General features: G+C 66.6%; 9 protein-coding genes. 3 read left to right on the plus strand and 6 right to left on the minus strand.

Annotated features, from left to right (window positions below; genetic code table 11):
* Positions 1-119 precede the first annotated feature (119 nt).
* Together P0Y50_02360 and P0Y50_02365 are read left to right on the plus strand one after the other, a co-directional pair.
* Positions 120-1,646, plus strand: a complete 1,527-nt coding sequence (locus tag P0Y50_02360) for a tryptophan 7-halogenase (GenBank protein WEK40471.1) — start codon at positions 120-122, stop codon at positions 1,644-1,646.
* Positions 1,646-3,046 (plus strand): tryptophan 7-halogenase, encoded by a 1,401-nt coding sequence (locus P0Y50_02365; protein ID WEK40472.1) that lies wholly within the window; start codon positions 1,646-1,648, stop codon positions 3,044-3,046. The genes P0Y50_02360 and P0Y50_02365 overlap by 1 nt, the downstream gene beginning before the upstream one ends.
* Positions 3,047-3,108: 62 nt before the next feature.
* Here the strand turns inward: P0Y50_02365 and P0Y50_02370 are convergent, their stop codons facing one another.
* The 5 genes from P0Y50_02370 to P0Y50_02390 form a co-directional block, all read right to left on the minus strand.
* Positions 3,109-6,204, minus strand: a complete 3,096-nt coding sequence (locus tag P0Y50_02370) for a TonB-dependent receptor (GenBank protein ID WEK40473.1) — start codon at positions 6,202-6,204, stop codon at positions 3,109-3,111.
* Between the two features lie 170 nt (positions 6,205-6,374).
* Positions 6,375-7,886, minus strand: coding sequence for a tryptophan 7-halogenase (locus P0Y50_02375; GenBank protein ID WEK40474.1), 1,512 nt, complete (start codon positions 7,884-7,886; stop codon positions 6,375-6,377).
* Positions 7,887-8,103: 217 nt separating this feature from the next.
* Positions 8,104-9,321, minus strand: a complete 1,218-nt coding sequence (locus tag P0Y50_02380) for a Ca2+-dependent phosphoinositide-specific phospholipase C (GenBank protein ID WEK40475.1) — start codon at positions 9,319-9,321, stop codon at positions 8,104-8,106.
* 7 nt (positions 9,322-9,328) lie between these two features.
* A complete protein-coding gene (locus P0Y50_02385; protein WEK40476.1) occupies positions 9,329-11,620 on the minus strand; it encodes a TonB-dependent receptor in 2,292 nt (763 codons plus the stop codon).
* A gap of 118 nt (positions 11,621-11,738) precedes the next feature.
* A complete protein-coding gene (locus P0Y50_02390) occupies positions 11,739-12,917 on the minus strand; it encodes a helix-turn-helix domain containing protein (protein WEK40477.1) in 1,179 nt (392 codons plus the stop codon).
* A 105-nt stretch (positions 12,918-13,022) separates the two neighbouring features.
* Between P0Y50_02390 and P0Y50_02395 the strand changes: the two genes are divergently transcribed.
* On the plus strand, positions 13,023-14,279 hold the full coding sequence (locus tag P0Y50_02395; protein ID WEK40478.1) for an MFS transporter: 1,257 nt from the start codon (positions 13,023-13,025) through the stop codon (positions 14,277-14,279).
* Between the two features lie 174 nt (positions 14,280-14,453).
* On the opposite strand, the gene P0Y50_02400 is transcribed toward P0Y50_02395, so the two are convergent.
* A complete protein-coding gene (locus P0Y50_02400; protein ID WEK40479.1) occupies positions 14,454-15,206 on the minus strand; it encodes a DOPA 4,5-dioxygenase family protein in 753 nt (250 codons plus the stop codon).
* Between the last annotated feature and the right edge of the window lie 41 nt (positions 15,207-15,247).

Raw genomic sequence — 15,247 nt, forward strand, 5'->3', positions numbered from 1 at the left:
TACCGACCGCTCACGCCGTTCTTACCACCGATGCGGGGAATAGCGATGACGCGCGCGCGCATATTCTTCACCCGTTGTCCTGCGCTGTCATGGGCGGAATTCATCTGATACGAAGCGGTATGGACACGATCGCAGACCAGGGCTCGATTAGACGGGTCGTCATCCTCGGCGGCGGCACGGCCGGATGGATGACCGCCGCCGCCCTGTCGCATCGGCTGGCGAGGCGCGGCGTCGAGATCGAGCTGATCGAGTCCGACGCCATCGGCATCGTCGGCGTGGGCGAGGCCACCCTGCCGCATATCCGCGCCTTCAACGCCGCGATGGGCATCGACGAGCAGGCCCTGATCGACCGAACCCGGGCGACGTTCAAACTGGGCATACAGTTCGTCGATTGGGGACGGCCGGGCGACGCCTACATCCACCCCTTCGGCGCCTATGGCGAGCCGATCGAGGGGATCGACTTCCATCAAGTCTGGGCCGCGCGCCGGGCGGGCGGCGACCCGACGCCGCTGGACGACTTCAGCTATCCGGTGCGGGCGGCGGAGGCCTGCCGGTTCCAACGGCCGACATCGGACGAGGCTTCGCCCTTGTCCGCCTTCTCCTACGCCTTCCAGTTCGACGCCAGCCTCTACGCCGCCTTCCTGCGCGAGGTGTCGTGCGGACGTGGCGTGGTCCGCACCGAAGGCAAGGTGGTGGATCACCATCTGGATGCCGAGACCGGCCGGGTCACGGCCCTGACCCTGGAAGGCGGTCGGCGCGTCGCGGGCGACCTGTTCATCGATTGCTCGGGCTTTCGCGGACGCTTGATCGCCCAGGCCTTGGATGCGGATTTCGAGGACTGGAGCCATTGGCTGCCGTGCGACAGCGCCTTTGCGGCGCCGTGCCAGACCACAGGCCCGGTCGGCCCCTATACGCGGGCCACGGCCCGCTCATCCGGCTGGCAGTGGCGAATCCCGCTGCAGCACAGGACCGGCAACGGCCTGGTCTTCTCCTCGGCCCACCTCTCCGACGACGCGGCGCAGCAAATCCTGATGACCAATCTGGAAGGGCCGGCGCTGGCGGACCCGCGTCGGCTGTCGTTCCGCACCGGACGGCGGCGCAGGCTGTGGGACCGCAACGTCGTCGCCATCGGCCTGTCGGGCGGGTTTTTGGAGCCGCTGGAATCGACCAGCATCTATTTGATCCAGCTGGGCATCACGACCCTGTTGGACCTGTTCCCGGATCGGGCCGGGATGGCGGACGATGCGCGGGAATACAATACGATCATGGCGCTGGAGTTCGACCGCATCCGCGACTTCCTGGTCCTGCACTATGTGGCCAACCAGCGAGACGAGCCGTTCTGGCGCGACATCCGCGAGATGGCCTGGCCGGACAGCCTGTCGGCCAAGGTGGAGGCCTTCGTGTCGCGCGGCCTGCTGCCCGACTATGATGTCGGGGTCTTCCATCCACCCAGCTGGCTTGCTGTGCTGATAGGCCAGAACATCATCCCCCAAGGCTGGGATCCGCGCGTGGACCGGCTGAATCCCGCCGGGCTTGAGGTCCGGCTGGCCGGAATGCGCGACGCGGTTCGGCGCGCGGTCGAAGGCACGCCGGATCACATGAGCTTCGTTCGGGCCGGCGGTCGGCCGACGCAGGGAGGCGTCTGATGGCGACGAAGACCTGGCGGGTCCAAGGCGGCGGACTGGCGGCCTGGGCTGCGGCGGCCCTGCTGGCCCGCGCCCTGCCCCACGGCCATTCGGTGAGGGTCGAGGACGGTCGCGAATCGGGCGCCGAGGATTTGCAGCCTGTTCTGGCCGAGCCGGACGGCCTGCTGGTCCAACTGGCGGACGACGGGGACGACCTGATGGTCCAGGCCCAGGGCGGCTTCTGCCTGGGCGTCATGCTGCGCGAATGGCGCGAGGGGCGCGACATGGCCCTGGCGGAGCAGGAACCCCTGCCCGCCATCGACGGCGTGGCCGTTCAGGACGTGGTGCTGCGGGCGGCGCTGGGGGCGCCGGGGGGGCACGGCTACGCCGCCCTGTTGGAGCCGCTTCAGTTTCAGGCGCGGGTCATGCGTGCGGGCCAATACGCCCACCCCAGCCCCGAACGACAGTCGCCGCGTTCGCTGTTGCGGCCCCGACTGCTGCTGGACCGCGCGGTCCTGACGGCGCGCCTGAGGGCGGCCGCCCTGCGCGACGGCGCCCGGTGCATGTCGGCGGACGAGGCGGAAGGCTGGACGCCTTTTCTGACCGTCGACACCCGCGCCGCCGCCTTCCACGGCGACGGGGACTGGCGCGGCCGACTGGGTCATGATCGCCTCGCGGTCGTCCGCTATCGGGGCGGCGACCAGCCGCCCTATGTCGCCGTGCGGGCGCTGTCCGACAGTCTGTTGACGCTGACGCCGCTGCGGGGCGGCGGCGTCGCCAGCCTCTGTTACGCCGAGAGCCGGACGTCGCCGGATCAGGCGAGGGGCCGCCTGCGGGCCGCCGTCGGCGAGGTCGAGATCGTCGACCAATCCGATGCCGCCGTCGGTCCCGGCTTCCTTCGGACCCCCTGGATCAGCGACAGACTGGCGCTGGGCCCCGCAGCCGCCAGCTTCGGCCCGGCCCTGGGTCTGGACGACATCCTGCTGGGCCAGCAGCTGAAGACGCTGGCCGCGTGTCTGCCCGGCGCGACAGACCAGATCCCGGCCTGCGCCGCAGCCTACAACACGGCGACCGCCAGAGACGCGGGCCACCGCGCCGACCGGCTTCACCTGATCCTGCGTCAGGGTCCGCAAGGCGCGGCCTTGGCGCCGTTCGGACCGGAGCTGGAACGGCGGGTTCGCCAGTTCCTGTCGCGAAACGGCGCGGTCATGCTGGACGGCGATCCCTATGACGCCCAGCACTGGGGGATGGTGATGGCGGGCCTGGGCCTGACGCCCCGCCGTTACGACGTCCAGGCGGACCGATTGGACCTTTCGGCCGCCCTTGGCGCGCTGGGGCGAATGGTGATGGCCTTCGACCAGACCCTGGCCGCCCTGCCGACGCACGACACGGTCATGGCCGATCTTCACGGCGTCGCCTGATCCATAAAAAAAGGGGCGTCGATCGGTGATCGACGCCCCAGGCCTTCGGCTCAGAGAAGGTCTTAGAAGGTGTAGCGCAGGCTCAACGTCACGCGGCGGTCGCTGCGGAAGTAGGAGCGCGGGGCCAGCGGACCGGCCTGGTTGACGCCGTTCAGTTTGTAGGAGGTCTGCTGTTCCGTGACCGTGACCTCGTCCAGCAGATTGGCCCCGTACACCCCGATCTTCCAGTTGTCGTTCAGGGTGTAGAAGATCGACCCGTCCAACTGCCCGGTCGAGGCGTTGAAGATCGGCGAGAAGGGGTTCACGTCGTCGCGCGGCGTCAGCAGGAAGCCGTTGCGCCAGTTGTAGGCCAGGCGCGCGGACAGACGATCCCGCTCATAGAAGACCGAGAAGTTGTAGGTGTGGCGCGACAACTGCTGCAGCGGCAGCTCCAGCCCGGCGTAGCGCGGCTCGGTCACGGCGTTGGGGAAGGTCGAAGGCTCGACGAAGGTGTAGTTGGCCTCGATCCCCAGCCCGCTGAGCAGACCCGGCAGGAAGCTGTAGGTCTGCTGGTAACCCACCTCGAAGCCCTTGATCCAGCCGGAGCCGATGTTGACCTGCTGGTTGACCAGAACATCGGTCGAGACGCCCTGAGTGTTGCTGAACGATTGAACGAACGAACCACTGGCCAGAATGTCCGTCAGGTCCTTGTAGAAGGCGTTGAACGTCAGCGAGCTGCCCGGCTTGAAATACCACTCCACGCCGAGATCGTAGTTCCAGGCGCGAACGCCCGTGAGCAACGAACCGCCGCCGTTCGTGGTCAGCAGGGGCGCCGTATTGACGTCGCCTCCGTTCGCCCGAATCTGGTTCATGTCAGTGTAGAACAGACCGGCGGAGAAGGCGGTGACGCCGAAGTCCGGCCGGGTCATGGCGCGCGAGACGGCGCCGCGGAAGACCCACTCCTTGTATTTCACGTTGACGTTCAGGCTGGGCAGCCAGTCATCGTAACTGTTGGTGCGCTCCACCGGCTGGGTGCTGCCATCGCTGAAGGCGATCAGATCATTCAATCGTGCATCGGAGAGCAGACAATAGCCCGGTCCGGACTGGCCAGGCTGGATCAGCCCGCAGCGATAACGCGCAATGGCGGCGGCATTGGCTTGGGTGACAGGAATACCCTGGCCCGGGAATCTCGGGTCATTCCTGTCGGCGTCACCGAACTGCTCGCCCACCTTCGGCGTCGTGATGAAGCCGCGCGTCTGGAATTCCGTCTTGGCGTAACGCAGGCCGATGTTGCCCGTGAGCGCCGTATCAGCACCGAAGATATCGTCACGACCGAAATCGAACCGAACATAGGCGGACTTCGTCTGTTCCGACGAAACGTTTGTCTCGCCGGGCAGGAATGGCGTGCCGGAAACCACGCCGTCACGCTTGTCCAAAGGCTTCCACGATGCTTCAGGCCTCCTGACCTCCGCCAGAGCGGCTTGCAACGTGCCATCGCGATAGGCCGAGGCCAGGCCGATGGTCGGATAGTAGCTGTTGATCGGCGACGGGTTGTGGCCGCGCTGGAAGTTGGGGAAGTCGTACTGAGCGACCGCCAGCGGTCCGGTGGTCTGGAAGGGCGAGATGCCGCCCGCCCAGCTTTCGGAAATCGCACCCCAGTTATAGGCGCTGTAGCGGCGCGTCTGTTCGCGATCCGAATAACGCGCGCCCATGCGGATGGCGCGCAGGAACGAGTTGTCGAAGTCGTATTTCAGGTCGGCCTTGAACGCCTTCTGATCGCCGTCGGACTGTTCGACGTGATCCATGGCGGCGCGATAGTAGAAGTTGGCCGGATCGTTGGTCAGGGCCGAGGGCTGGCCCGAGGCGTCGACGAACTGGATGTCCGGCACGCCGTGACGGCCTTCGCCGATCAGCGTGTAGACCGGCGTGATCGCGCCGTAGATGCTCATGTCCACGTCGTCGGCCGACGCCTTGCTGTACTGGGCGTCCAGCCAGATCGACAGGCGGTCGGTCGGATGGAATTCGGCCGCCAGCGAGAAGTCTTCGGTCAGGGTCTGAAGATCCCGCTCGCGCTTGGGCGCCACCTGCAGGTTGGGCGCATTATTGACCAGCAGGCCGCTGGTGAAGACGCCGTTCGAGCCATAGGTGAAGGGATTGCCGGCGGTCGGCGTCGGATCGCCGCCGCTGCCCAGATCGACCTCGATCACCCGCTCGGTCCAGCCTGAACGCGAGTCGGCGCGGATGTATTCGCCGGTCAGCTTGGCGCGGCCGTCGTTCGATTCCCATTGCAACGAACCGTCCAGGGTCGAGCGCGAGCGGTCGAACTGCTGGGTGCGCACGGCGCCGCCGCGCGGGACGTAGCGGCGGTCCTCGCCGTTCGACAGGTCGGGGCGATAGACGAAGTCGGTCAGGTGCGAGCCGTAGGCCTCGGAATAGAGGTCGGATTCGCCATAGCTCAGCAGGGCGCCGAACGTGCCGTGCTGGGTGTCCCACACATTGCTGGCCAGGGCCGAATAGCCCAAGCCGGCCTTTTCGCGCAGGTCGCCGTAAGAACCCTCGGCCGAGGCGGCGAAGACGAACTTGCGGTTGTCGAAGGGCTTGCGCGTACGCAGATCCACGACGCCGGCGATGCCGCCTTCGATACGGTCGGCGGTGGCGTTCTTGAAGACGGCCACGCTCGACAGCAGCTCGGGCGAGACGTCGTTGAAGCCCAGGGCGCGGCCGGTGTTGACGCTGAAGGCGTCGCGGCCGTTGAACTCGGAGCGGACGTAGGACAGGCCGCGAATGATGACGTTGGAGCCTTCGACCGAGAAGTGGTCGGGGTCGGTCGGGCCCTGGAAGCGGTTGATGTTCACGCCCGGGATGCGCTGCAGCACCTCGTTGACCGACTTGTCCGGCAGGGCGCCGATGTCGTCGGCGGTGACGGCGTCGACGAAGGTGTCGGAATCGCGCTTGATCGCCTGCGACGAGGCGATGCGCGCGCGGATGCCGGTGACGACGACGTCATCGACCTGTGCGGCGTCGTCTGCGGCCGGCGCGGTGGTCTGCGGCTCCGATGTCGACTGGGCGTGGGCGGCGGTGGCGCCGACCACGGCGACCGTCAGGGCCAGCGCGGAAACGGAACGGCGAAGCCCGCGAGCGGCGGGCGCACGTCCGGCATGGAACATCTCTGACTTCACTTTGATCCCCCCGAGGTCCGACGGTCCAGGCCGTCGTAAGAATATCGGCAGCCTTATCGACCGTCCGCGAGGGTGTAGGAACGCCCGATTGACAGCGATGTCAACGCCTCACGGCGCTCCGTCTCGGGTTTTTCTTCAACAGGTGTTTCAGAGGCCGGCTCGCCCGGGGCCTATGAGGCGCGACGGTTCATTGTCGCCGCCAGCATGTCGGCGTGCGACGGCAGGGCGTCGGCGGTGCGCCAGATGCTGTCGCGGATCGCCGCCAGCCGCGTCCGGTTCTGCTCGGGGCCGATCACGTCCGAGATCGGGTGACGCCCGCGCGGCGCCAGCCCCTGCCCCACCGCCACCGCCAGCCAGCTGGATTCCGAGAAGATGTCGTGGTCGCGCCTGACGATCCGCCCGGTCTGCTCGAACAGGGCGATCTTGTCGGCCAGCCGATCCGGGATCGGCATGGCGCGAACCTGCTCCCAGAACGGCCCGTCCCGCTGGGTGACCTTGTAGTGCAGGATCAGGAAGTCGCGGACGGTGGTGAATTCCTCCTCCATCAAGGCGTTGAACTCACGCCGCAGCCCATCGTCGGTCTTCTGCGCCGGGAAGAGGGTGATCAGCTTGGTGATGGCGCTCTGGATCAGATGGATGCTGGTCGATTCCAGCGGCTCCAGGAAGCCGCTGGACAGGCCCACCGCCACGCAGTTTCGCTTCCAGCATTCGCGGCGTCGCCCGGTGGCGAACCGCAACCGACGCGGCTCGGCCAGCGCCGGCCCCTCCAGCCGCGACATCAGGGCGTCCTCCGCATCCTGGTGCGCCAGATGGCCGGACGCATAGACATAGCCGTTGCCGACCCGGTGCTGCAGCGGGATACGCCACTGCCAACCGGCCTCGCGCGCGGTGGATCGGGTGTAGGGCGACAGGGGCTCGACCCGCTCGCACGGCGCGGCGACAGCGCTGTCGCAGGGCAGCCAGGCCGACCAGTCGTCGTAGCCGGCCTTCAGGGTCTTTTCGATCAGCAGGCCGATGAAGCCGGTGCAGTCGATGAAGAAGTCGCCCGCCACGACCCGCCCGTCCTCCAGCACCACGCCCGAGACATCGCCGGCCTGGCTCTGCCGCACCTCGACGACCCGCCCCTCGCACCGGACCACCCCCAGCCGTTCGGCGAACCGACGCAGGAAACCGGCGTAGAGGGCGGCGTCGAAATGATAGGCGTAGCCCAGGCTGGACAGAGGCGACTGCGGCCCGCCCTGGGGATGGGCGAACCGCCCCCGCCGCGCCGCCTGCCAGGCCATGGAATAGGTTTCGAGCGGCTCGGCCTGATCCTCGGCGCAGGCCTTCAGCCAGAAGTGATGAAAGGCGATGCCCTCCATATCCACCCCGAAGGCGCCGAATGGATGGAAATAGCGCTCGCCCTCGCGACGCCAGCCCTCGAACTCGATCCCCAGCTTGAAGGTGGCCTTGGTCTCGCGCAGGAAATCCGCCTCGTTGATGCCGAGCCGCGCGTTGAACTTCTGGATTTCCGGGATCGTCGCCTCACCCACGCCGATGATGCCGATAGCCTCGGATTCCACCAGGATCACCGACTTCCCGGCCCCCTCCAACGCATGGGCCAACGCCGCCGCCGCCATCCACCCGGCGGTCCCGCCGCCGACGACGATGATGCGATTGATGGCCTGCGACGACTGAGACAACGCGATCTTCCTTGCGGCGCGATGGGCGCCTTTAGGGTGGATATCCAGACCACTTAAGACCGGCACGGCCCGAGGCCGCAATCGTTGTGGTCTGGAATCCGATCGCTTAGCCCCCCCTTGAGGACGACTCACATCAGGCCCGGGCCACGCAGGACCAACTCAGTCAGATCCAACGCCACGGCGGCCGGCATCCTGCGCGCGATGCCGGCCGTCGGCGTCACCTGGGCGTGTCGCACGTCGCCACGACCGGATTGCAGCGCCAGCCGCCAACGAAGGGCGGCAGGGCGTAGTCGTTGCCATAGACGTTGGGTGCGGACAGATAGTCCGTCGAGATGACCTGCGCCCCGCTGGCCAGCGCCGCCTCTCGACGCGCGGTCTCGTTTTTGCGGGCGTCGACCGTGTCGATGTCGGCGCGCGTGCGGACGATATAGCCGGCGGCGACGGCGGATCTGATCTCGGCCGAGCGCACCAGGGCGTTGTCGAACAGCATGAAGGCCGTGTGCGCCATGCCCGCGCGCCCCTGAACGAAAGCCATTCGGCCTTGCAGCGACGGCCGCCCTTCCAGATAGGGCGCGAAGGCGTCCAGATTCATGCCGGGCACCAGGAACAGAAAGACGAATTTCCCGCGCGCCTGCGACACCGTGGGCCACTGTTTGGCCAGGACCGCCGCCTCAAGGGTCGGCCTATCGCCGCGAAGGTCGTCGGGCGTGAACACCCTGTCGCGCCCCAGGACCGATACGATGGCGTCATCGACCTCGGCGAAGGCGCGCGCATCGAACGGCGGCACCACCGCCGCCCCCGGCACGGCCTTGTCCAGGCCCGACAGCTTCGGCTCCAGCAGAATGAAGACCGGGCTGTGGTCGGGTTCGGCGTCCGACCATTGCCGCAGCAGGGTCAGGCAGGAGCGGAAGGTCGGGCACTGGCTGCGGAAGTCCAGGTCGGCGACGTGCAGGACCTTCAGACCCGGCCGGACCAGTTCCTGTGCGTAGATGGGGGCGAGATCCTGTTGCCCCTGCTCGCGCAGCATCCGATAGGGCAGAGGATCGGCATAGGCGCCGCCCTGCGGATCGGGCTGCAGATCCAGCTCAAGGCTGCGAACCCCGCTGCGAAGCTGCGCCTGGATCGGCATCTGCACATAGTCGAGCACCTTAGACATGTCGGTCATGTCGCCGGGATGCTCTTCCTGCATGACGGCCATCTGGTCGGACGACATGTGTGCGCGCATCCCTTCGTAGAGGGCGGCCAGACGCGGAGCCATCAGCGCCATCACGCGCGGATCGGCCGGCAGGGCGTAGCTGTTGTGGGTTCCCACGACCTGGATCGCATTGATCGGCAGGCTGTCGTCCGGCCCGCGCCGGTCATGCGCCCAGGTCGGGCCGACGATCAGCAGACCGGCGGCGACAAGAAGGCTCGGGAAGAAACTGCGCATGGTCATCCCCCAATCAGAAGCTGAGGTTCACGAAGGCGCCCAGCGTCCGTCGCGCACCGGGAGAGGTGTAATGCAGCAGGCCCAACGCCCCGTAGTTCTGCCAACCCGTCGAGAAATACTCATCGAACAGATTGCGACCATACAGGCCGAACTCGACGTTGCTGTTCGGCAGGGTGAAGGTCAGGCGTCCGTTGACCAGGCCATAGCCCGGGACATTGGAATAGTCCGGCTGTCCGACGACGGTCCAGTACTCGCTCCGATAGGCGTAATCGACGTGGGCGCGCAGACCTAGGCCCGAAACCAGCGTGTGTTCGTAGTCGATCGCCGCCGTGCCCGACCATTCCGGCGCGTTGGTCAGCTTGGTGTCGGTGTAGTTGGTGGTCGCGTTATAGACATAGTCGGTGAAATAGGCGTCCGTGTAGCTCAAGGCGCCAGAGACCGAGAGGCCGGGCATGATCATCAGGGCCACATTGCCCTCCACGCCCTGGGTCCTTAAGCCCCCGGCGTTGCCGATGACGGTGGCGTTCAGGAAACCGCCGCCGCCGTCCGGTATCTTGGTCAGGATGGTCGCCTGGAAATCGGTGAAGTCGGACCGGAAGGCATCCACGTTCAGGCGCAGACGACGATCGAACAGTTCGGATTTGACGCCGGCCTCCCACGCCTCGACCGTCTCGTCGCGATAGGGGGCGTATTTGTTGCCGACGAAGGCGACCCCGCCCGGCTTGTAGCCGGTCGAATAGCTGGCATAGGCCATGATATTGCGCGAAATCTGGAACTGGGGCGCGATCCTGTAGGAGAAGTCATCTCCGCTGACCTTGCCGTACGAGATGACGGGCGCCGCGCTCGATCCCACGAAGGTCGGCCGATAACCGGCGACCGGAAGCGGGTCGATCATGATGAAATCCAGACCCTGCGAGTTTCTGTCCGAGGTGTAGCGCCCGCCGAAGGCGACGCTGAAGCGCGGCGACAGATTGAACTTCACCTGGCCGAACGCAGCCAGGGTCTCGTTGCGGGCGTCGAATAGCGAGGCGTTGGCGTCAACGCCGGCCGCGCCGGTCAGGGCGATCAGCATGGGGCGCGGCGCGCCGTCGGCCCCATAGAGAGGCTGGCCCAGGGTGGCCCACTGCAACTGGGTCTGCCGGGCGTGGAGATTATTATAGAAGGCGCCCACCAGATACTCGACGAACCGGCCCTGGGGCGAGGCGAGGTGGATTTCCTGGCTGAACTTGTCGGTCGACAGGTCGCCGATATTGAACGGAATATAGGAATACTGGTCCGCCGGCAGCAGGCTGGCCGGGGTGGAATTATAATAGCCCGTCTCGCGATAGGCGGTGATGGACGTCAGTTCGAACTCGCCCATCTGCTTGCTGATCTTGAGCGAGCCGCCCCACTCCTCGGTCTTGATCTGGCCGAAAGAGGAATCGGCGGTGTCGGCGCTCTTGGGGCCGGGATAGACGCCCAGGGCGTTCAACATGGCCGTGACATTGGCGGGCTGACCCGAGACAGGGGTGCGCACGCTGCTGTCCCAATGGCGGGCGTAGTCGGCGGACAGGATGAGGTTCAGCGTATCCGAGGGTTCGACATACAGTTTCGCGCGGCCGCCGTACTCATCCACGGTTCCGACGCGCCGGTTCAGCGTCACATTGCGCCCGAAGCCTTCCTGACCCTGGTCGAAGCCTGAAATACGCAGCGCCGCGATCGGTCCCAGGGGGATATTTGCGGTGGCGTTGAGGATCCTGTCCTCGTGCTCGCCAAAGCTGGCGCTGGCCCGTCCCGAAGTCTCGCCCAGTCGCGGCTTCTTGGTCGTGACGGCGATGACGCCCGAGGTGGCGTTCTTGCCGAACAACGTGCCTTGCGGACCCATCAGCACATCGACGCGGTCGATATCGACCAAGCCGGTCAGGCCGTTGGCCCGCTGGCCGTCCATGACCACATCGTCGACGACGACGCTGACGGACTTGGCGTTGGAGAAGTCGAACGAGGTGCTGCCGACGCCGCGAATCTGGAAGGCCGCCCCCTGGGTCGGGTCATATTGCAGGCCCGGCACGACATACTGAAGATCAGTAACCGATGTGTAGCCCGTGTCGGTCAGGGCCTCGCCCGTGACGGACTGTATCGCCAGGGGCACGCGCTGACTGCGCTCGGCGCGCCGTTCGGCGGTGACGACGATCTCGGGCAGAGCCGCGGCCTCGCCCGCGCCGCCGTTTTCCTGCGCCAGGACCGGTTGGGCCGCGAGGATGAAGACCCCGCCCGCCAGTATGGTCGAATAAAGGAAACGCGCACGTTTTCCGCTCAGGCCCGTCATGTCGATAGCTCCCCGCATTGATCGCGGGAGAGCCACTACCGGCCAGCCATTACGCATTTAAGACAGTCGTTCGACCCGTTTGTGAACAATTCGAGCGAAATTAAAACAACTGTACGGCTCAAAAACACTCCTGGACCAGCTCGGCCAGCGGCGTCGGGGCCAGACCACGCGCCATCGCGCCCAGGTGACGCCCGATGGCGGCCATCACGACCGCCTGGGTCAGGGCCCGGTCGGTTCCCGGCTCCAGATCGAGCGCACGCGCCACGTCATGATGAACATTCTCCGCGCGCCGTCGTCGCATATCTATGGCGAACGGCGCGAAGGCGACGTTTCTGGACGCCGCCAGCGCCGTCTCATGCGTAAGCCGCACGACGTCCGCGCCGCTGGGAGCCGCACCCTTGGTCGCGGCCAGGTCCGCCCGCATGCGACGATAAAGGGCCTCCACGCCTCCGAACACCAGATCGCGCAGGGTGGGATAGTGATGCGCCACGCTGGAGGCGGCGACGCCCGCCGTCTGGGCCACGGCGCGATGGCCGACCGCATCCACGCCTTCGGCGATGATCAGGTCGGCGATGTTCTCGGCCAATCTGGCCTTCACCCCTTGCGGCGTGTCGCCGCTGGCGTCCAGAGCCTCGGCCGCCGGCGCCGCGAGGCGATCGACAAGGCCAAGGTGCCAGAGATTCCACTCCCGCCGCGCCGGCGCCGTGCGATCACGCAGCAGGGCGCGCACCGTCGATTGGCGCAACAGTCTGTAGTCCAGACTATCGGCGAACAGGATCGAGAAGGGCGTCTCGTCACGGCAATAGGCTGAAATCCGACCGGCGAGACGGCGGCCTTCTGGCGCGGCCTGCAGGATGTCCACCCACAGCGCCTCCTCCTGCGCCAGCAACCCGGCCGCCAGCGGCACGGCGGCGGGATCACGACTGGCCTTGAGGATCAGTTCGCCAACCACGATGGCGGACACGCGTCTTTCGCGGGCCGCGCCATCCAGCCATTCGCAGACAAGATCGGCGAGGATGCCGGCGGCGACCGGATCGATCCCGTCCATTCGCGCGCGCCAGATTTCGCGCGCGGCCCGAAGACTGTCGATCTCGCGCTGGGTGACGGCATCCACCAGCGCGGCCCGATCGCCGATCCGATAGTTGATCGACCCCACCGAAGCCGCCGCCTGGTCTGCGACGGCCCGCAGGCTCATGCCGCCCAGCCCCCGTTCGGCGACGACGGTCCGGGCCGCATCGATGATGGCCAGACTGGCCGGAGAGTTTCTGTCCGACGCCGGAAGCGGTGATCTGCTCATGGCGCCTGCATATCCCTCCTGAGCCGACAGTCCAGTCATGCCGCAGGCGACAGGCGCGCCTCGCCTGTCTCGGCCCTGTCATCGAAAGCTCCTATCAGCGACGGCGTGGGTCACGATCGACGACAACTCCTCGCCTTCGGCGTCACCCATGGCGGCAAGAGCCTTCTGTGGGCGGGCAGCGACGCGCTGTTTCTCTACACCCTCATTGCGATACTGCACGTCTCCGCACCCCTGGCCGGCACGCTCTTCATCCTCGCCTCCCTGTGCAATGCGTTGCTGGACGGCGTCTGGGGACGCGCGCTGAACGCAAGGCCGGCGCTGCAACAGATGCTTCCCGGCATCTGCGCCGCCGCCTCGGTCGTGTCCTGTTCGATGTTCGCGCTTCTGCCCTCGCTTCAGGCGGGTGCGGTGATCGCGGCCGGTCTGACGCTGTTCGCGTTCCGCTGCGCCTTCGCCATTCTGGACGTCCCGCATAACGCGGTCGCGGCCGCTCTGGCCCGTCGACACGGCCATCTCGCCGTCGGGAGATGGCGAACCGCGATCGGCGCCGCCGCCGGGCTGATCATCGCCGCGACCGCCATCCCCCTGCTCATGACCAACCCTGCGGGCCAGGGCTCGGCCAAGGGGCTGCTGATCGCCGTGGCGGCGCTGGCGCTCGTCATGTTGGCGCCCTTGCCCTGGCTGCTTGGCTCCGTCACACAATCACAGTCGCCTTCCAAGCCCCCTGTGCGAGTTGAGGTCAGCCCCTCTCGCCGCTGGGCGATCGTCAGATTCTGTCTGGTCCAGATGGTCGGTTTCGCGGCCATCGCCTGCGTCGGCAAGGCCATCCTGCATCTCGACATCTCCGGCACGGGGGTCATGGCGAACGCCCTGATGCTGATCGCCGTGCTGCGTCTGGCGGCGATCTGGATATGGCCGCCGATCACGGCCCGCCTGTCTCTTTCGGCCAGTCTCGCCGTCGCCTATCTGGCCACCGGCGTCGCCGTCCTGCTTCTGCCGTTCGGGATCGAACAGGGAAACCTCGCCGCCCTTGCCGCGCTGGCGGCCTACGGCGTCGCCGTGGGCGGCGTGGTTCTGCTGGTCTGGTCGCGGTTCTCCGAGCTTCTGGCTCAACTCGACCTTGCGGCCGACCGAGGCTCAGCGGCCTATGGCTACAGCCTGTTCACCGCCACGACCAAGATCGCGCTCGGCCTTTCGGGGCTGATGACGGGCCTATGGATCGCCGATCACACCGCCCCCCTCGACGCCGACAGCCTGTCGCATCTCTCGCTGGCCGTAGCGTTTCTATGTGGGGTCTGCGCGCTACTGGGCCGGTGGCGAAAACGCCCCAAAATCCTGCTGAATTCACTCGTAGCCGATTAAGACCCCTCGTTCAAAACCGGCACAGCCTTCCGTGAACGCCGCCCATGCGGAAATCGCGACCGTCCGCCTTGTTCAGGCAACCGCCTGCGCCGAACGGCCGGCAGGATCAGCCAATACCAGGGAAGGGCTGTGGCAGCCTGAAGGACAGTGAATCCTAGATTTCATATCGGTGATTCAAGCTGTTTCCGGAGCGATCGTAGGGGTCACGTTCGGAAAGATCTGTTCGATCCTGTCGTCGGTGACGCTGGACGGCAGATTGTAGCCGTTCACCGGCTGGGCGCGATTGACCCACAGGGCGTAGTGGAGATGGTCGGCACGGGGATCATTGGTGTTCGGATGCAGCAGGATGGTCAGCCCCAGGCTGTTCAACTGCAGCCAGGGCACCAGGACCGGCAGCAGATCGTTTGTGAAACCGAAATAGAAAGACGGCGTCACGTGGGGTCCACGCGGCTCCAGGTTCCAGTTGCCCAGTTCGACCGGGAAACGCTCGATGGCCCAGGTCCGCAGCAGAGCCGCCTTCTCGTAAGTGTCCTCGTCGAAATAGATATGGGCGTGGTAGCTCTTGATGTCCGTATAGGCCCTGGGCAGCGTCGGCAGGGTCTCCTCACCCGGCCGGATGCCGGCCGGTCGTGTCGCCGGCTCCTTATAGGTCTCGTAGCCCCAAGGGCTGCGGCCGGTCGGCGCAGGCGGTACGGCGGCGGATCGTCCAGCCGGGGCGGCGCCTGGTCCGGTCCGGGACAGATTTTGAGCCGGTTCCCTAGCCGGAGTCTGGCCCGGCGTTTGGGCCTTGGCCGCGCCGCCAGCAAGACCGGCGACCAGGGCGAGGCCGGAGCCGGCCAGCAGGACACGGCGTCCCGGCGACAAGAGGTCGGCCCAGTCCTGATCCGCTTGGGGGTCCGGGCGAGAGGCTGAAAAGGTCTTGTTCATCGGCGCTTTCGATCAGGCGGCATCTGTTGAAGAGCAGAGGG

The organism is Candidatus Brevundimonas colombiensis (genome assembly GCA_029202665.1).
Classification (GTDB): domain Bacteria; phylum Pseudomonadota; class Alphaproteobacteria; order Caulobacterales; family Caulobacteraceae; genus Brevundimonas; species Brevundimonas colombiensis.

Coding starts and splice junctions, on each gene's coding strand:
- P0Y50_02380 (WEK40475.1), bottom strand. CDS start 9,321: ATGACCATGCGCAGTTTCTTCCCGAGCCTTCTTGTCGCCGCCGGTCTG.
- P0Y50_02360 (WEK40471.1), top strand. CDS start 120: ATGGACACGATCGCAGACCAGGGCTCGATTAGACGGGTCGTCATCCTC.
- P0Y50_02385 (WEK40476.1), bottom strand. CDS start 11,620: ATGACGGGCCTGAGCGGAAAACGTGCGCGTTTCCTTTATTCGACCATA.
- P0Y50_02400 (WEK40479.1), bottom strand. CDS start 15,206: ATGAACAAGACCTTTTCAGCCTCTCGCCCGGACCCCCAAGCGGATCAG.
- P0Y50_02390 (WEK40477.1), bottom strand. CDS start 12,917: ATGAGCAGATCACCGCTTCCGGCGTCGGACAGAAACTCTCCGGCCAGT.
- P0Y50_02365 (WEK40472.1), top strand. CDS start 1,646: ATGGCGACGAAGACCTGGCGGGTCCAAGGCGGCGGACTGGCGGCCTGG.